At 42.0% G+C, this 17,545-nt stretch carries 19 protein-coding genes; 3 read left to right on the forward strand and 16 right to left on the reverse strand.

Features of this window, described 5'->3' with window-relative positions; genetic code table 11:
• Positions 1 to 5 precede the first annotated feature (5 nt).
• The 3 genes from MHI58_RS16330 to MHI58_RS16340 are packed head-to-tail and all read right to left on the reverse strand — an operon-like array spanning position 6 to position 2,752.
• Positions 6 to 923, reverse strand: a complete 918-nt coding sequence (locus MHI58_RS16330) for an osmoprotectant ABC transporter substrate-binding protein (protein ID WP_008347678.1) — start codon at positions 921 to 923, stop codon at positions 6 to 8.
• Positions 924 to 936: 13 nt separating this feature from the next.
• Positions 937 to 1,590 (reverse strand): ABC transporter permease, encoded by a 654-nt coding sequence (locus tag MHI58_RS16335; RefSeq protein WP_024719832.1) that lies wholly within the window; start codon positions 1,588 to 1,590, stop codon positions 937 to 939.
• A gap of 13 nt (positions 1,591 to 1,603) precedes the next feature.
• Positions 1,604 to 2,752 (reverse strand): betaine/proline/choline family ABC transporter ATP-binding protein, encoded by a 1,149-nt coding sequence (locus MHI58_RS16340; RefSeq protein WP_045034041.1) that lies wholly within the window; start codon positions 2,750 to 2,752, stop codon positions 1,604 to 1,606.
• A gap of 269 nt (positions 2,753 to 3,021) precedes the next feature.
• Between MHI58_RS16340 and MHI58_RS16345 the strand changes: the two genes are divergently transcribed.
• Positions 3,022 to 3,558, forward strand: coding sequence for a GbsR/MarR family transcriptional regulator (locus tag MHI58_RS16345; RefSeq protein ID WP_017359221.1), 537 nt, complete (start codon positions 3,022 to 3,024; stop codon positions 3,556 to 3,558).
• Between the two features lie 54 nt (positions 3,559 to 3,612).
• Here the strand turns inward: MHI58_RS16345 and MHI58_RS16350 are convergent, their stop codons facing one another.
• Complete coding sequence (locus MHI58_RS16350; RefSeq protein ID WP_045034071.1) at positions 3,613 to 4,248, reverse strand: MarC family protein; 636 nt, start codon at positions 4,246 to 4,248, stop codon at positions 3,613 to 3,615.
• Between the two features lie 118 nt (positions 4,249 to 4,366).
• Here MHI58_RS16350 and MHI58_RS16355 point away from each other — a divergent pair, with 118 nt between their 5' ends.
• The gene (locus MHI58_RS16355; RefSeq protein WP_045034040.1) at positions 4,367 to 4,819 is read left to right on the forward strand and encodes a hypothetical protein; all 453 of its coding nucleotides are present in this window, start codon (positions 4,367 to 4,369) and stop codon (positions 4,817 to 4,819) included.
• Between the two features lie 15 nt (positions 4,820 to 4,834).
• Complete coding sequence (locus MHI58_RS16360) at positions 4,835 to 5,299, forward strand: GNAT family N-acetyltransferase (protein WP_017359218.1); 465 nt, start codon at positions 4,835 to 4,837, stop codon at positions 5,297 to 5,299.
• 20 nt (positions 5,300 to 5,319) lie between these two features.
• Here MHI58_RS16360 and MHI58_RS16365 read toward each other — a convergent pair whose 3' ends face one another.
• The 12 genes from MHI58_RS16365 to MHI58_RS16420 all read right to left on the reverse strand — a co-directional run bounded on the left by MHI58_RS16365 (position 5,320) and on the right by MHI58_RS16420 (position 17,536).
• The gene (locus MHI58_RS16365; RefSeq protein ID WP_008347692.1) at positions 5,320 to 5,601 is read right to left on the reverse strand and encodes a hypothetical protein; all 282 of its coding nucleotides are present in this window, start codon (positions 5,599 to 5,601) and stop codon (positions 5,320 to 5,322) included.
• Positions 5,602 to 5,967 carry a hypothetical protein gene (locus MHI58_RS16370; RefSeq protein WP_045034039.1) on the reverse strand — a complete coding sequence of 122 codons (366 nt, stop codon included), beginning with the start codon at positions 5,965 to 5,967 and terminating at the stop codon, positions 5,602 to 5,604.
• Positions 5,964 to 7,361, reverse strand: a complete 1,398-nt coding sequence (locus tag MHI58_RS16375; protein WP_045034038.1) for a hypothetical protein — start codon at positions 7,359 to 7,361, stop codon at positions 5,964 to 5,966. The genes MHI58_RS16370 and MHI58_RS16375 overlap by 4 nt, the downstream gene beginning before the upstream one ends.
• Positions 7,333 to 8,100 carry an ATP-binding cassette domain-containing protein gene (locus MHI58_RS16380; RefSeq protein WP_045034037.1) on the reverse strand — a complete coding sequence of 256 codons (768 nt, stop codon included), beginning with the start codon at positions 8,098 to 8,100 and terminating at the stop codon, positions 7,333 to 7,335. Before MHI58_RS16380 ends, MHI58_RS16375 begins: the two co-directional genes overlap by 29 nt.
• A 59-nt stretch (positions 8,101 to 8,159) precedes the next feature.
• Positions 8,160 to 8,429, reverse strand: a complete 270-nt coding sequence (locus MHI58_RS16385) for a hypothetical protein (RefSeq protein ID WP_039169204.1) — start codon at positions 8,427 to 8,429, stop codon at positions 8,160 to 8,162.
• 280 nt (positions 8,430 to 8,709) lie between these two features.
• The gene (gene eno, locus MHI58_RS16390) at positions 8,710 to 10,002 is read right to left on the reverse strand and encodes a phosphopyruvate hydratase (RefSeq protein ID WP_003212752.1); all 1,293 of its coding nucleotides are present in this window, start codon (positions 10,000 to 10,002) and stop codon (positions 8,710 to 8,712) included.
• 29 nt (positions 10,003 to 10,031) lie between these two features.
• Positions 10,032 to 11,567 carry a 2,3-bisphosphoglycerate-independent phosphoglycerate mutase gene (gene gpmI / locus MHI58_RS16395; protein ID WP_017359214.1) on the reverse strand — a complete coding sequence of 512 codons (1,536 nt, stop codon included), beginning with the start codon at positions 11,565 to 11,567 and terminating at the stop codon, positions 10,032 to 10,034.
• Positions 11,560 to 12,321 carry a triose-phosphate isomerase gene (gene tpiA, locus MHI58_RS16400; protein ID WP_017359213.1) on the reverse strand — a complete coding sequence of 254 codons (762 nt, stop codon included), beginning with the start codon at positions 12,319 to 12,321 and terminating at the stop codon, positions 11,560 to 11,562. The genes gpmI and tpiA overlap by 8 nt, the downstream gene beginning before the upstream one ends.
• 30 nt (positions 12,322 to 12,351) lie before the next feature.
• Positions 12,352 to 13,536, reverse strand: coding sequence for a phosphoglycerate kinase (gene pgk / locus MHI58_RS16405; RefSeq protein ID WP_045034036.1), 1,185 nt, complete (start codon positions 13,534 to 13,536; stop codon positions 12,352 to 12,354).
• A 213-nt stretch (positions 13,537 to 13,749) separates the two neighbouring features.
• Positions 13,750 to 14,757 carry a type I glyceraldehyde-3-phosphate dehydrogenase gene (gap, locus tag MHI58_RS16410; RefSeq protein ID WP_007500174.1) on the reverse strand — a complete coding sequence of 336 codons (1,008 nt, stop codon included), beginning with the start codon at positions 14,755 to 14,757 and terminating at the stop codon, positions 13,750 to 13,752.
• Positions 14,758 to 14,788: 31 nt separating this feature from the next.
• Positions 14,789 to 15,826, reverse strand: coding sequence for a sugar-binding transcriptional regulator (locus tag MHI58_RS16415; RefSeq protein WP_008347711.1), 1,038 nt, complete (start codon positions 15,824 to 15,826; stop codon positions 14,789 to 14,791).
• A 288-nt stretch (positions 15,827 to 16,114) separates the two neighbouring features.
• Positions 16,115 to 17,536: an amino acid permease gene (locus MHI58_RS16420; RefSeq protein ID WP_082055547.1), complete on the reverse strand. Its 1,422-nt coding sequence runs from the start codon at positions 17,534 to 17,536 to the stop codon at positions 16,115 to 16,117.
• Between the last annotated feature and the right edge of the window lie 9 nt (positions 17,537 to 17,545).

Here is a 17,545-nt window from a genome sequence, read left to right on the forward strand (position 1 = left end):
CAATCTTACTCAAAGTAATTGTGTTTCTTTAGAAAATCTCTCGCAACAGTCGCTGGTTCTTTTAGTTCTCCATCGACTTGATAATTGAGCTCTTGCATTTGTTCGGTATCGATTTTTCCAATCAACCTGTTGATCACCTTGTCCAGTCCTGGATTTTCTTTTAATACCTTCTCAGGGACAACTGGTGATGCATCGTATGGTGGGAAGAATCGTTTATCATCTTTTAAGATTTTGAGATTATACGCTTTGATCCGGCCATCTGTTGAATAGGCAAGCACAATATCCATTTTTTCATTTTTCAATGCGTCATAGACTAGACCGATCTGCATCGGAAAAGTGCTTCCAAATTCAATTCCGTATGTTTTCACAAACCCTTCGTAACCGTCACCTTTCTTTTTCAGCCAAATATTATCCACACCGAAGCGATAATTTTTGGCATTCTTTTTTAAATCAGAGACTGTTTCTAGGTTGTTTTCCTTCGCCATCTTCTGCGTCACAGCAAAGGCATACGTATTATCAAACCCATAGGAATCAAACCATTTGTAATCATAGCGTTTTTTGAATTCTTTCTGGACGATTTCCATTGCACGCTTTGGATCTTTTTCTGCATCCATTCCTAGCGTACTTGTTAAATCCGTGCCTGTATATCGTGTTGCTGAAATGTCGACATCCCCGTTTTCCATTGCTTTTTGCTGCACCGTATTTGAGCCTAAATTCTTCACAATGGTTGTCTTTTTATCTGTGTAATGCTCAATGATGTCTCCCACCATATAGGCCATAATTTCTGATTCTGTAAAGTTTTGTGCACCGATTCGCAGCGTGCTCCCTGAAGAGCCGGCTAGTCCAGGAAGTGAACAGCCACTTATGAATAGCAAGCATCCGGCAAGCAGTGCACTGATCCATTTTGTTTTTCGATTCTTCACATGAGCCAACTCCTTATGAAACTTCCTTCAATCCTTTTAAGCCTTCTGGTGTTACTTTTTTCTCAAGCTTCATCAATGTAAGGTCAATGATGACCGCTAAAATAGTGACAGGGATTGCACCCGCAATAATGTATTCCGGCTGGTAAAGCTGAAGCCCAATTAAAATGTAGTCACCAAGACCGCCTCCACCGATAAAAGCAGCAAGTGTTGTCCACCCAATTAAATAAATCGTTGAGGTTCTGACACCTGCCATAATGACCGGAACAGCAAGCGGTAGTTCCACAAGACGAATTTGTTCCCATGTCGTCATGCCAATCCCTTTACCAGATTCAAGCAAGTTTTTGTTCACACCTTGAACACCGGCATACGTATTTCTTAAAATAGGCAAAACGGAATAGAAAAATAGCGCAACGATCGCAGGTATTTTTCCAACTCCCAAAATAGGAATAAAAAATGCAAGAATCGCTAAACTAGGGAGTGTTTGAAAGATATTCACGATGCCGATGACAAAACCGGCGCCTCTTTTCATTCGTGTAAGAATGACGCCTAAAGGAACGGCCACGATAATGCCTAACACAACGGCAATTAAAGAAATGTATAAATGCTCCCACATTTTTGTGAGGAGTTCCCCACCATTTTTCTCAAGAAAATCGATGATTTGATCCATGTGTACACCTCCCTTAGTTCATTTCAGTGACAGCCTCCGGGGTATCTTCTCCCCAAATAGAGTCATATACGACATCTACAAGACTTGCACGTGTGACGATGCCTTTTAAGTGCCCTTTTGCATCGACAACCGGTACATATTTAATGCCGCGTATTAAGATCTTTCGGACAGTATCTCTAAGAAGCGCTCCTTCTTGTACTGTATAAAATTCTGTATTTAAAATATCGCCAACGAAGGCTGCTTTTCTGCGATTTGCATCGATGGTTTCAATGTCGATATAGCCTTTTAGCACGTGATCTTCATCAACGACAAGCAGGGAATCAACCCGCTTTTCTCTCATAATAAAGATGGCATCTGTCAATGTTTTTTCGACGGTAATGGTGACTGGAGACGTGTTCATCATTTGTTCCACACGTTCCATATTCGGATTTGACTGAAGCAAACGTTCTTTCCCGATGAATTCTTCTACGAATTCGTTCGCAGGGTTACGTAAAATGTCATCTGGCGTGCCCACTTGGACAATCTCTCCATCTTTTAAAATGACAATGCGGTCTGCAAGTTTAATCGCTTCATCCATGTCATGTGTGACAAATACGATTGTTTTATTTAACGTTTTTTGCAGTTTCTTAAATTCTTCCTGCAATGAATCTCGTGTGATCGGGTCAAGTGCTCCAAATGGTTCATCCATCAGGATTAAAGGGGGTTCTGCTGCGAGTGCGCGAAGAACGCCGATACGCTGCTGCTGCCCTCCACTGAGTTCATGAGGGTAACGCTCTAAGTATTCCGGCCCCATGTCGACGAGTTTGAGCAATTCACGCGCTCGTTCTTTTCGTTTTTCTTCCGGCCACTTCAGCAGCTTCGGCACAAGGGAAATGTTTTGTGCGATGGTCATATGAGGGAAAAGTCCAATTTGCTGAATCACATAACCAATTTCTCTTCTTAATTGGACTGGATCTTTTTTCATAATGTTTTCTCCCTCGATCAATATGTTTCCTGAGGAAGGTTCAATCAGTCGGTTAATCATCTTCATGGTTGTCGTTTTACCACAGCCACTCGGTCCAATAAAACAAATAAATTCTCCTTTTGCTATTTCTAAATCAATATTTTTGACAGCTTTTTTTCCGCCTTTATACGTCTTAGATACATTCTCTAGTTTCAGCAAATGAGACACCTCCAATTAGTCGGATATATATTTTCAGAAAATTTACACCTTATTTATTATAGTGCAAACTTTATAAAATAAAAAGTTTACAATGTGTTTGTATTGCATAAGATTTATTTAAAATTTTCAGTTAACGGTCTGATATGTAGCGATCCCTCCTTTTTCCTCCAACTTACGAGCAAATACTCAATATTTATTGTTTTCATCAACAAACAGGTATATGATATATTGTGTTACAAATTGTCAGTCGTGAAGGGATGAAGCGGGGAATGGACAAGCAAGCGTTAGGCGCCATTCAAAAAGCACAGGATCATTATATTGAAAAAGCTGCCGAGAACATGAATGCCTTTGGTCTTTCTGCCACAGTGGGTAGAGTGCTTGGTATCATTCATATGAACCGTAAACCAATGACGCTCGGTGAGCTCTCAGAGGCGACCGGCATGAGCAAAACAAGAATGAGTCAAGTCGTTCGAGAAATGCTTGATCTGAATATTGCTGAAAAGGTTTATGAAAAAGGAATACGCAAAGATTTATATGACGTTGAGCAAGATCAATATCAAACTTTTATTTCATTGTTTGCAGCCAATTGGTCACGTGTTGTCAGCAAAAATCGCAAGGCACATAAGAAGACATGCAAGGAATTGCTGGAGCTGCTTGAACAAGATGACCTGCCAGAAGAAACAGTAGATAAAATCAATCTTCTTCTTTCAGAAATCAAGGAAAGTCTCGATTATTATGACTGGATTAGCCGTTTAATTGAGTTCTTTGAAAGTGAAGAAGTATTTCAACATGTGCCAAAACCTTAAAAAAGCTGTTTTATTTTACAATTTTGTAGAAAAAAACAGCTTTTTTATATACACTTATGACATCAGCATTGGGAACATCCCTTTGATCCCTGCGCCAATCATCTCTACTGCCACAACAGCTAAAATCAATCCCATTAATCGTGTCACGACATTCATCTCTGTTTTCCCCATTTTTCGCATAATGAAACTCGAATAATGAAATGCATAATAGGTCATGGCAAGTACGACCACAATGCCAATAAGAATCGCAAGCAGATGAAGCGTTACTTGGTGGCTTCCTGGGGTTAAGCTCATGACGGTCGCAATTGTACCAGGTCCGGCAATGATCGGAATGGCGAGTGGGGTCACCGAAACATCAGCCTTCTCTTTGCTCTCTGCCTTTTCATCCGAATGAGGGTTTTGAACATGTGATTCTTTTGCATTTAGCAAATTGTAAGCGATACCAAAAATAAAAATACCTCCGGCGATACGGAGTGCATGGATATCAATGCCAAACAATTTGAAAATGAGCCTGCCTGCCAAAAGAAAGGCAATCAAAATTATAAAAGACACAACAATCGCTTTTTTGGCCGTCTGGGATCGTTCTTTTTCTGAGTAGCCTTCTGTTAAAGTGATGAAAAGAGGCACGTTTCCAATGGGATTTGAGACAGCAAATAGTGACACAATGACATGAATCATAAAGGAAATCAACAGACACCCTCCTTTTTTCATAGTGTCTGCTAATCTGATGCGAATATTCCCTTGTTCTGTTAAAACCTGGTTTGTTTTAACCGATGATAATAGAGGTTTAACGAAAGGGGAATAGAACATGAAAAAAAACATCACGATCATTGTCTTGTCTGTGATCATCCTAGGTGCAACTGGCTGGATTGTGTGGCAGCAGCAGTCGCTCACCGCATCAGAGAATAAACACCAGCAAGAAATGAGAAAGAATAATGAGCAGCTGACACAATTAAAGTCAGAAGGAACGGATATGAAAGATGAAATGGATGGTCAAAAAAAGGAATTGTCCACCGTCACAAACAAGCTGAAGAAAGAAAAGAAGGCGCATCAAAAAGAAATCAAACAGCGTAAAGCGCTTGAATTGAAAATAGACCAGCTTCAAAAAGAACTGGAAACGGCTCAAGCGAATAAGCAGGCAGCACAAACGACTAGGAAAGCAACTGTCAAAAAGGACCCAAATGTCACCCATCATCCTCCTTCTCAATGGGTGCAGGATCAATATGATTGGGGTGTTAAACAAGGGTATATCAAAGAATAGAGAGGATGAAATGATTTGATACAGATTCGGCCATTGTCTCATGATCAATCTGTTCCTATGGATCTTTTACTATTAGCTGACCCTTCAACTGAAAAAGTCCTTGCCTATGTACAATCTGGTTCTTGTTATGTTGCTTTTCATAAACAGGACATGATTGGTGTGTATGTTCTGACGCCTCTGTCTCAGCAGACAGTGGAAATCATGAATGTCGCCGTGAAGGAGTCATGGCAAGGTAGAGGAATTGGGAAGCAGCTGATCCGCCATGCTATTTCAGAAGCCAAGGCAGCTGGCTTTCATACAATTGAAATTGGCACAGGCAACTCTAGTATTCAGCAGCTCGCCCTTTATCAAAAATGCGGTTTTCGCATGGCGTCTATCGATCACGATTTCTTTCTGAAACACTATGATGAACCGATTTATGAGAACGGTATTCAATGTATGGATATGGTGCGGTTGTCACTCGTTCTTCAAGCAGACTGACTTCATTCAGCCTGCTTTTTTTATGTTCTGCTTTTTTTCACTGCATGAATCACATATTGAATCAAGAAGTAGAGAGCGGCACCCGCTAAAAAACAGACCACGCACCCAAAGAGCGTTGCCTCTGAGCTGAATTGATACTGTTCAATTTTCATGATATAAAATGGCATACCAAAGAGAGTTGGACTTGATTCAACATGATGAACCTCTAGCAGCATTAAAAATACTGGCGTCATAAACACAGCAAACACATAAAGCATCGCAAGCGTTAAGCCGCTAGAAAACGAATGAAATACTTTAACCATTTAGTTCTCTCCTTTCATCTCTTTTAAACTGGTGATGATATTTTTCCCGTCTGGGCAAGCTGGATGCAGCATCACTGTATTTAATAAAGAAAAAAGCAGCAATGGATGCGTCAATGGATGCCCCCACATGAAGAAAAGCACACCCGAGCAGATCACTGGAAACACAGGACCTGCAAGTGCCACCATCACATTAAAACCCGGCCGTGAAAATTTCTCATGAACAATCGACACGTGCTTCCAATCGATCATCACCACATAATCAAAGATGGGTCTTTTTTGAATTTTGTTGCACACCATCACCATCAGGATATGACCGAGTTCATGAATGAGCACAACTGCTATTAAGCAAAATAAAAGCGTCATCATCGCACAATCGGCCTCTTTAGCATGGCAGCATATATGAAGATGAAGAATGCGGCTGAACAAGCCATATAGGCAGTTGAGAGCAGCTGGATATTTGCTGAAAGCCACTGGACTAAAAGCATATCCAACATACTGAACACAGCAATCATCATCACGATCACAAACAGTTTATTAAATTCACTAATCTTCACGACAAACCCGACACATGCCGCCATGACAGTGATCAATAAAATGGACAAACTCGCCAAACCGTGCCCTTCACTTTCGACCCCTATCATGAAATAAGCAAGCCAGATATAGACAAAATAAATCAATATATTCATTGTGTAATAAAATAAAATTCTTGATAATAAATAGGCACCCTTTGATGTATTTAACATAAAAATGGCTCGCTGATGGAGATGATATTCCCTGCCAATCATCAGAGGAAGCATAATAAGGATCTCCTTTAAGGCAAACTGCACAATAAAAGCATACAGCCAGCCAGTCTCTGCCGGAGTAAAGATGAATGGGAGACCTATCGTGAAACAGACAAGAAACAGGAACAAAATACCTTGTTCTTTAAACACAGCTGATCGGCTAAAATAAACAAGCTCCTGCCGCAGATGTGTGAAAAATGAAGAATCCGATCTGATTTTTTGGTAAGAAAACGACTTCACCTCTACCTTTAGCTGCAAAAACATCCGATTGACATAACAAGCCGCCAAGCCTTTCAGCCAAAACCACCCTGCACATAGAAAGATCATCAGAAATACAAGATAGATAGACGGCCATACGTGAATCATCTCAACCGCTTTTTGAAAAAGGAGAAACACGAAAGCTCCGAGCGTCACAAATCCGAGCGCTTGCAGCAGTAAATGCTCTTTTGTTTTTGATATAAAATGGCTCACACCAATTCGTATCAGCATCCAAGAAGCGAGCGTATAGAGCGCCAATCCACAGCAAGTGATCCCTACCACAATGATCCAATACAAAGATAGTGTAACGCCGCTAATGATCAGTCCTAATAGGATGGGTAAAAAAAGCAGACCAAGCATGATGAAACAAAACAGCACTGGAAAGAAATACACACAAAGGACAAATGAGACACTTTGCATCGCACTATTCAAAAAGAAGAACTGATACTCTTGACGCTTCATTTTATGACGGGAAAAGACAATACCTGCTCCCAAAAGCAGCAGGGTCATTTTCACAAATTGAAGGTATAAAGCAACTGGTTCGCTCTCCCCTACTTGCATAAAAAAACGCAGGCTCATGACAACGTATATGGCGTAGATCAGCAACATAAAAACGGCTGCGGCGAGAAGCTGCAAAGGATATTTTTTGCCGAGCTGCTTGATTTTCGTTGTGAGCATGCCCCATTCTATTTTATGAAGAACGTGTCGTGTCCAAGTCATTGAGCAACCTCTCCACCTGCATATAGTAATCTTGATTCACTTCTTTATAAATATCCTCAAGTGCTTGATGAGGGAATGTTTTGTTTGTTTCTTGACGTGACATATCCAGCTTGATATCACCGTTTCTTAAGATCATAAGGTGATCATACAATGTCTCACCAAAACCTAAATGATGGGTAGAAATGAGAATGCCTGCACCTTGATCTCTCAGCTTCATGAGCACCTTTTTTAAGATGATCATCATATCTGGATCAAGTCCATTTGTAGGCTCGTCGAATACATAATAATCACAAGGCCTAAGGAGCTGGGAAATGATTTGTGTTTTCTTTTGATTGCCATGAGACAACTGGGCAATTGGCTGATCCATATAAGGTCTCAGCTCAAAAAGATCGACGAAGGCCTCTTCTCGAGGTCCATTTCGTTTGTCTGGAAGCTGGAGTAAATGAAAATATTCTCTCGGCGTTAAATAATCAAACAAAGCATGATCATCAGGAATATAGGAAACATGTTCTTTCAAAAAGGAGATATGTGCTGAGGATTGAAAATTCAGCTGTTTACCATGTAAAGAGACAAACCCCGTAAATGGTGTTAGTCCAAACATAGACTGAATCATCGTGGTCTTTCCTGCACCATTATGCCCCAAAAGCAGAAGCATACGTCCTTTCTCCACATTTAACTGAATATCGCGGAGAGAAAAGGTGCGGCTATACGTTTTTTCTGTTAAGTGTAATGTCAGCATCATGTCCCTCCATTTATTTCAGATAGAACAGATGACCCCGCATCTGTTCTCACCATTTGTTAGAAGCCGCATTTGATTTTAATATACAGGCCTAAAAACTTGAACTCTCCTAAAAATTTCGAGCCTTTTCCAAATGTTTTGCATGCCCAAATCAAAGCGGCAACTGTCACAATGCCTAAGATAGCGGCAAGGACATAAATCCAAAATGCATTTTTCTGTACGTTCTTAGAAGTTAGAATTCGTTGCTTCCTTTCATCATATGCCGCCAGTAGGTGAAGGACATACATGTACACGCCTACTGGAAAACGAAGGCTAAAAGGATTCAGCATCTCATCACCCCCTAATATATGTAAAATGATACCACCCCCATGCAAATAGCATAAGTTCAATTCAGATCATATTTTTAGAAGAGTTTTCATGATTTATTGCTTATAAATCGTCAAGCTCATCGTTTCTCCTCTGACTGAAGGATGATTTTTTACAAAAATAGGATATGACAAAGGAAGCAGAGCCTATTCGCTTGAGCTAGCTTTGCGTCTTTATTTCAACATAAAAAAAGCGCTGCGATACGCTCTTTTCAAAAGAGCGCACGCAGCGCGTTACTTTACATTACTTATTCAAGTTGTAGAATGTAGCAATGCCGTGGTATTGAGCTGTTTCAGCCAATTGATCTTCGATGCGAAGTAATTGGTTGTATTTCGCCACACGGTCCGTACGAGACGGAGCACCTGTTTTGATTTGTCCAGCGTTTGTTGCAACTGCAATGTCTGCAATTGTGCTGTCTTCTGTTTCACCAGAACGGTGAGAGATAACAGCTGTATAGCCTGCACGTTTCGCCATTTCGATTGCATCAAATGTTTCAGTTAATGTACCGATTTGGTTTACTTTGATGAGGATTGAGTTACCAACGCCGTTTTTGATTCCTTCAGAAAGCTTCTTCGTATTTGTTACGAACAAGTCGTCGCCTACTAGCTGAACTTTGCTGCCAAGACGCTCAGTTAATAGTTTGTGACCTTCCCAGTCGTTTTCATCAAGGCCGTCTTCGATCGAGATGATTGGGTATTTCGATACCATATCTTCATACCAGTCAACCATTTCAGCAGATGTTTTCACAACACCTTCGCCTGATAAATGATATTTACCGTCTTCTTTGTTGTAGAACTCAGAAGATGCAGCATCCATCGCAAGTTTCACTTCTTCACCTGGTTTGAAACCAGCTTTTTCAATCGCTTCTACGATTGTTTGAAGTGCTTCTTCGTTAGAACCAAGGTTTGGAGCAAATCCACCTTCGTCACCTACAGCTGTGTTTAAGCCTTTTGCGCTTAATACAGATTTCAGGCTATGGAAGATTTGAGCGCCCATGCGAAGTGCTTCACGGAAGTTTGGAGCACCTACAGGCATAATCATGAATTCTTGAATGTCTACGTTGTTATCCGCATGCTCTCCACCGTTGACGATGTTCATCATCGGTACTGGAAGCGTTTTGGAGTTGAATCCACCAAGGTATTGGTAAAGTGGAATTTGTAAGAAATCAGCAGCCGCACGTGCTACAGCGATAGATACGCCAAGGATTGCGTTTGCGCCTAATTTCCCTTTGTTTTCCGTTCCGTCAAGCTCGATTAACATTTTGTCAATTGCGACTTGTTCAGTGACATCAAAGCCTAAAAGCTCTGGTGCAATGATTTCATTTACGTTGTTTACAGCTGTCAGAACACCTTTTCCAAGGTAACGGTCTTTGTCTCCGTCACGTAGTTCTACTGCTTCATATTCACCAGTAGACGCACCACTTGGTACTAGTGCACGGCCAAAGCCGCCAGATTCTGTGTAAACTTCTACTTCAACTGTTGGGTTACCGCGAGAGTCTAATACTTCGCGTGCATATACGTCAACAATGTATGGCATCGTTATTTCTCTCCTTTTGAATCAATTTGTTATTTTTGAATCAATGATGTTCCTGTCATCTCTTTTGGTTTTTCAAGACCAAGTAAGTCTAAAAGCGTTGGAGATAGATCGGCTAAAATGCCGCCTTCTCTAAGCGTCGCCCCTTTTTTCGTTACAATGACTGGAACAGGGTTTGTCGTATGTGCCGTATGCGGCTTTCCTTCTTCGGTAATGAGCACGTCTGCGTTACCGTGGTCTGCCGTGATGATGGCATGTCCGCCTTTTGCTAGGATTGCGTCGACTACAGCTCCTAAGCACTCATCTACTGCTTCAATGGCTTTAATTGTTGGCTCAAGCATACCTGAATGACCCACCATATCTGGGTTAGCAAAGTTCAGAATGATCGCATCATGCTTGTCCGCATTGATGTCTGCAACAAGTGCATCCTTTACCTCATAAGCGCTCATTTCTGGCTTGAGGTCATAGGTTGCGACATCTGGTGAATTGATTAAGATGCGGTCTTCTCCAGGAAATTCTTCTTCACGCCCACCGCTCATAAAGAACGTCACGTGAGGATATTTCTCTGTTTCAGCAATCCGCAGCTGCTTCAATCCATTTTGAGAAAGTACTTCTCCTACTGTGTTATCCAAATTCACTGGTTTGAAAGCCACATAGCCATCTACCGTTTCACTGAAGTGTGTGAAGCAGACGAAGTGTAAATCCTTCGGATGTGCTTCCCCGCGGTCAAACGAGCGGAAATCTTCATTTGTGAATGTGTTTGAAATTTGAATCGCACGGTCTGGACGGAAGTTATAGAAAATCACAGAGTCGCCGTCATTTACTTTTGCTACCGGCTCACCATTTTCTCTCGTAATGACAGATGGAATAACGAACTCATCGTAGATTCCATTTTCATAGGAGTCATCAACGACATCATAGATGTTTTGATAACTTGGGCCTTCACCATACGCCATCGCGCGATATGCTTTCTCCACACGATCCCAGCGCTTGTCACGGTCCATTGAGTAATAGCGTCCAGAAAGTGTTGCCACTTCACCGACACCGATTTCTTTGATTTGTTCTTCAAGCTGCTTTAAGTACACTTTCGCTGTCTTCTGACCAACATCACGTCCGTCTAAGAAGCCGTGAATGTATACTTTTGTTAAGCCTTCTTTTTTCGCTAGTTTCAGCAAGGCAAAAAGATGCTGGATGTGGCTATGCACACCGCCGTCTGACAAGAGACCGAATAGATGAAGGGCCTTGTCATTTTCTTTTGCATAAGTCATTGCGTCTAGGAACGTTTCGTTTTTCTCAAATTCCCCATCACGAATGGCCACATTCACTCTTGTTAAGCTTTGGTACACGATGCGTCCTGCACCGATGTTCAAATGCCCAACTTCAGAGTTCCCCATTTGACCTTCTGGGAGACCCACTGCCTCACCTGAAGCCGTTAAGGTTTGATGCGGGAATTCGTTCCAATAGCGGTCGAAGTTCGGTTTCTTTGCTTGGGCAACAGCGTTACCGACTGTTTCGCCTCTTAAACCGAATCCATCTAAGATGATTAATGCAGCTGGTTTCTTACTCATATTGACCTTCCTCCAATAATTGAACGAAAGACTGAGGTTCTAAGCTTGCGCCGCCTACCAAAGCACCGTCAATATCGGATTCTGCCATATATTCTTTAATATTCGCAGGTTTCACGCTTCCGCCATATTGAATGCGAAGGCTGTCTGCCGCTTCTTGACCAAATTCGCTTGCAACCGTTTGGCGAATGTGCGCACAAACATCGTTTGCATCTTTCGCTGTAGAAGATTTACCTGTACCGATCGCCCAGATTGGCTCATAGGCAATCACAGATTCAGCGACTTGCTGCTTCGTTAAACCAGCTAGTGCTTTTTTCACTTGATCAGCGACAAGTTCGTTTGTTTTGCCTGCTTCACGCTCTTCAAGCGTTTCACCTACACAGATGATTGGAACGATGCCATGCTTGAATGCAGCATGTGCTTTTTTGTTCACTGTTTCATCTGTTTCAGCGAAAAATTCGCGGCGCTCTGAATGACCGATCACTGAGTAGCCGATGCCAAGATCTTTAAGCGCAGCAGGGCTGATTTCACCAGTGAATGCACCGTTTTCTTCAAAGTGCATGTTTTGCGCACCAATTTTAAGGTCTGTTCCGTTAGAAAGGCTGTTCAGCTTTTCAAGGAAAAGGGCTGGTGCACAGACAATAGATTCCACTTTGTCAGGAGATGGAATAGATGACTTGACTTCTTCAACGAAGCTTACAGCTTCACCAAGTGTTTTGTTCATCTTCCAGTTCCCAGCTATAATTGGTTTTCTCATGATTGACACTTCCTTATAGCAGTTTTGGTCTTATTTATCGTTTAATGCAGTCACACCTGGAAGTTCTTTGCCTTCCATAAATTCAAGTGAGGCGCCGCCGCCTGTAGAAATATGGCTCATCTGATCGGCAAGACCAAATTTCTCAACAGCAGCTGCTGAATCTCCACCACCAATGACAGAATATGTATCTTTTGCTTCTGCCAGTGCTTCTGCGATTGCTTTTGTTCCTTTAGCGAATGCATCGATTTCAAATACACCCATTGGTCCGTTCCAGACAACAAGTTTGCTGTTTTTAATAACATCAGCATACTTCTCTCTTGTCTCTATTCCAATATCAAGTGCTTCTAGATCACTTGGAATTTCAGAGATTGGCACAATGCTTGTATTCGCATCATTTGAAAAGTCGTCGGCTACCAGAACATCTATTGGAATCAGGAAGTTCACGCCTTTTTCTTTTGCACGGTCCATAAAGGATTTCGCTAAATCTACTTTGTCTTCTTCTAATAGAGATTTCCCTACTTCGTGGCCAAGTGCTTTGACAAATGTATAAGCAAGCCCGCCGCCGATGATCAGGTTGTCCACTTTATCAAGAAGACTTTCAATCACACCGATTTTATCCTTTACTTTTGCGCCACCGATAATCGCTGTAAATGGGCGATCAGGGTTTGAAATGGCTTTTCCTAGAACCTCAAGCTCTTTTTGCATGAGGAAGCCTGAAACAGCCGGAAGATAAGCTGCAATACCAGCTGTGGATGCATGTGCACGGTGTGCAGCACCGAACGCATCATTGACATACACATCGGCTAAATCAGCAAACGCTTTTGATAATTCAGGATCGTTCTTTTCTTCACCAGGATAGAAACGAACGTTTTCAAGCACTAGCACATCTCCTTCTTTTAAGTCAGAGATTTGCTTTTTCACGTTGTCGCCGTAAGCTTCATCTGCTTTTTTCACTTCTTGTCCAAGAAGCTCTTGCAGACGTTTTGCTACAGGTGTCAGACGCAGTTCTTCAGTAACTTGACCTTTCGGACGACCCAAATGACTAGCTAGTAGTACCTTTGCGCCTTGTCCTGTTAAATACTCAATCGTTGGTAATGCTGCGCGAATACGAGTATCATCCGTCACTTTTCCGTCCTTCATTGGAACGTTAAAATCTACGCGGCAGAACACAACTTTACCTTTTACGTCAATGTCTTTTACTGATTTCTTATTCATGCTCGTCAGGAGATCCTCCTTTATTCTGGTTTCCTTACGCATTGGACAAGTCTCTCTTTATCCTTTTCCCATTTTGCCCTCATCAAAACGAGAAATCGTGCAGAACGGATAAATACAGAGAAAAAGGGAAAGGGATGCTTCCCCTTCCCTTGTCCGTCTTCATTATATCGTGTCTCTAGGAAAGAACCAAGTGAGTTCCTTCAGTGTGAGAAATTAAAGACCTTGTTTTGCAATGTAAGCTGCAAGGTCAACAACGCGGTGAGAATATCCACTCTCGTTATCGTACCAAGAAATGACTTTCACCATGCTGCCTTCCATTACCATTGTAGAAAGAGCATCGATTGTTGAAGAGTTTGCATTACCATTGTAGTCACCAGATACTAATGGCTCTTCGCTGTAGCCAAGGATTCCTTTAAGTTCTCCTTCAGCCGCTTCTTTAAGTGCTGCATTTACGTCTTCAGCTGTCACATCTTGATTTAATTCAGCAACAAGATCAACTAAAGAAACGTTAGGTGTTGGAACACGCATAGCGCCACCGTTTAATTTACCTTTAAGTTCAGGCAATACAAGTGAAACAGCTTTCGCAGCACCTGTAGAAGTTGGGATGATGTTTTCCGCAGCTGCACGAGCACGACGGTAGTCTTTGTGCGGAAGATCAAGAATTTGTTGGTCATTTGTGTATGAGTGAACAGTTGTCATCATACCGCGTTTGATACCAAATTTATCGTTAAGTACTTTTGCAAATGGAGCTAAGCAGTTTGTTGTACAAGATGCATTAGAGATGACATCGTGGCTAGCTGCATCGTATTTGTCTTCGTTTACACCCATAACGATTGTGATATCTTCTTCGTTAGCAGGAGCAGAGATGATGACTTTTTTAGCGCCAGCTTCTAAGTGTTTAGCAGCGTCTGCACGTTTTGTGAAGAATCCAGTAGATTCAACAACGATTTCTACGCCTTGTTTACCCCAGCTTAATTTCGCAGGGTCACGCTCAGCTGATACTTCGATTGTTTTACCGTTCACTACTAAGTTCGTACCGTCTACAGAAACCTCTGCATCTAGTTTTCCGTGAACAGAGTCATATTGTAAAAGGTGTGCAAGCATGTTAGCGTCTGTTAGATCGTTAACCGCTACTACCTCAACTTCAGGATTGTTTAATGCTGCACGAAATACGTTACGTCCAATACGTCCAAATCCGTTAATACCGACTTTTACTGCCATGATGTTTCCTCCTTTTATAGGTCACAATGTTTTATATTGAGGGATCTATTGACTCCCTTAATAACTCTTTTGCGGCTCCTTCGTCTGTGACGAGAACCGTTCGGCGGGGTTTTTTGAAATAAGCTTCAATGGCCCCAGCCTTTGATGATCCACCTGCAACAGCAATGATGTGTGGAATGCTTTCTAAATCATCTAGCTGCATGCCGACGGAGTGCACTTTGTGGACGACCTCACCATCACGATTAAAGTAATAGCCAAAGGCCTCTGTCACTGCGTCATGCTCATCAATCTTTTTTAAATCTTCAGCGGGTGTGTTTCGTCTCATCGCCATTGTTTTTGCTTCACCGATTCCATGAATAAGCATCGTGGATGATTTAATTGTTTGAAGCACTTCTTTGACAGACGGCTCTTCAATAATGGAAGAGTAAGCACCTTCTGACAGCTGTCCTGGAACAAACAGCAGTTTGTAAGTACCGGAAGCTTTTTCAGCCATGTGGGCACAAATGGTGTTTGCCTGATTTTTTACATTCTCCCCAAGACCGCCTCTCGCAGGGACAAACATCATGTCTCTGTTTTTGGCATCAGGGGTCATCATTTCGGCAACAGCTTCCATCGTCGTTCCGCCAGTGACGGCGACGATATTATTTCCAGTAAACCTTTTTTTCATACATTGGACAGCAGCTCTTCCCATTTCTTGCTTCACCCACGGGGATTCATCGCTGTCACCAGAAACAATGATGACTTCTTCCAGGCCTAATTTCCTCTTTAATGTATTTTCCAAAAAGGTTAAACCTAAAACGTCCTTCATCATTCCTTCAAGCATTTCAAGCAAAGCATGACCTTCAGTCGTCAGCATCATACCGCTCGTTTTGACATCCAGCAGATTTTGTTCCTTTAAGAACTGAACTTCAGCTCTTAAGATACGTTCACTCAGACCAAGACTTGTCGCAAGACTTCTGCGACCAATTGGTTCAGCTAATCTGATGTACTGCAAAATGTCGTAGCGCTTTTGCATAACTGTGAGAAGATCTGGTAATAATTTTTTTTGAGCTTCCAATAAACGATTCATGGCTAACGACCCTTTCTTTTCACGTTGGACTAAAAACGTCCCACTGTGACAAAAAACGTCCCGCCACAGCCAAAAAAAATCAATCCCTGCTTTCTTTAATTATTTTAACAGGATAATCTTGCATTTTCAACTCTTACAAACACATTTAGACAAAAAATAGACACATTTTGACCGATAACCTGCTTGTCATCTAGCTTTCCGCTATTTTATTTTTTTCAAACTATTTATTTTCTTCTATATTGAATGCATTTGTCTTTGAAAAGGTGCAGGCGGTCAAAAGCCGCCTGCTTATGTTTTCGGTATCGTTTCTTTCTCTTCATTAAACCGTTTCGCATCTTCCTTCGGTTTAATCTTGAGGTAATAAATGATATAGCAGGCGGCCATAAATGGAACTCCGCAATAAAGACCAATCCGCTGATCCTCAATAAAGAATAAACTGATAAGAACAATGCCAAATGCGATAAAGCCTGCTAATGGCACAAATGGATAAAAAGGCGTTCGGAAGACAAGATCCTTTACATCTCCGCCCTCTTTTATGAATTGTCTCCTAAAGAAGTATTGGGATAAACAAATCGACATCCAAACCACGACAAGCACCATACCCGAAATGGATATGAGCCAGACATATACCGTTTTTGGTGCTACAACACTCGTGAGCAGTGATAGAGCGGATACACCCATTGTCACCAATAAGGCATTGATCGGGATTTTACGTTTGGATAATTTTTTCGTGAAAACAGGTCCTTTCCCGTCTTTTGAAAGCGCCCAAAGCATACGTGATGATGCATATAATCCAGAGTTCGCTACAGATAAGACGGCTGTAATGATAATAAAATTCATGATATCTGCAGCGTATGGTATGCCGACCTTGTCCAACACCACAACAAACGGACTATCCACCGCGCCGGCGGTCTGCCATGGCAGAAGCGCTGCAAGAACCGCAATCGATAAAACAAAAAAGACCATCGTCCGCCAAATAATATTCCGAATAGAGCGTGGGAGTGTTTTTTCTGGATTTTCACTCTCCCCTGCTGCAATCCCTACAAGCTCTGTTCCTTGAAAGGAGAAATTGACTGTGACCATGGTTAATAAAATCGCAAAAACACCATTAGGAAAAAGTCCGCCATGATCCGTCAAATGGCGAAATAGAGGGGCAGGTTCCCCGCCTTTCAAATGAATCATTCCGAAAATTGCGCCAATTCCAATGATAATAAACAATAAGATCGCAGCAACCTTGATGGCTGAAAACCAAAACTCGGTTTCAGCAAAGCTGCGAGCTGAGATGGCATTGATGGAAAATAAGATGACGCTAAAGGCAAGACACCAAAGCCAAACTGGGATATCAGGAAACCACCTTTGGAGCAAAATGCCTGCTGACGTAAACTCCAGTCCAATTGTACATGCCCAGCTAAACCAATAAAGCCAGCCGATCATAAAGCCTGTGGACGGACCTATATATTTGGTTGCATACTCCTGAAAGGAACCAGCTGTCGGCATCGCCACTGCTAATTCACCAAGACAGAGCATGACCAAATACATGAGCAACCCGCCAATGATAAACGAAAGAATGGCTCCCCCTGGGCCTGCCTGATGAATAATGAGTCCTGATCCAAGGAAAAGGCCTGTTCCGATGACCCCACCTAAGGCAATCATAAAAAGATGTCTGCTTTTCATGGAACGCTCTAGTTCATTATGCTGTTCTGGCTTCAAATCCGCTTC

Origin of the sequence: Bacillus sp. FSL K6-2869, from assembly GCF_040869405.1 — a bacterium.
In the GTDB taxonomy this organism is placed as follows: Bacteria; Bacillota; Bacilli; order Bacillales; family Bacillaceae; genus Bacillus; species Bacillus altitudinis.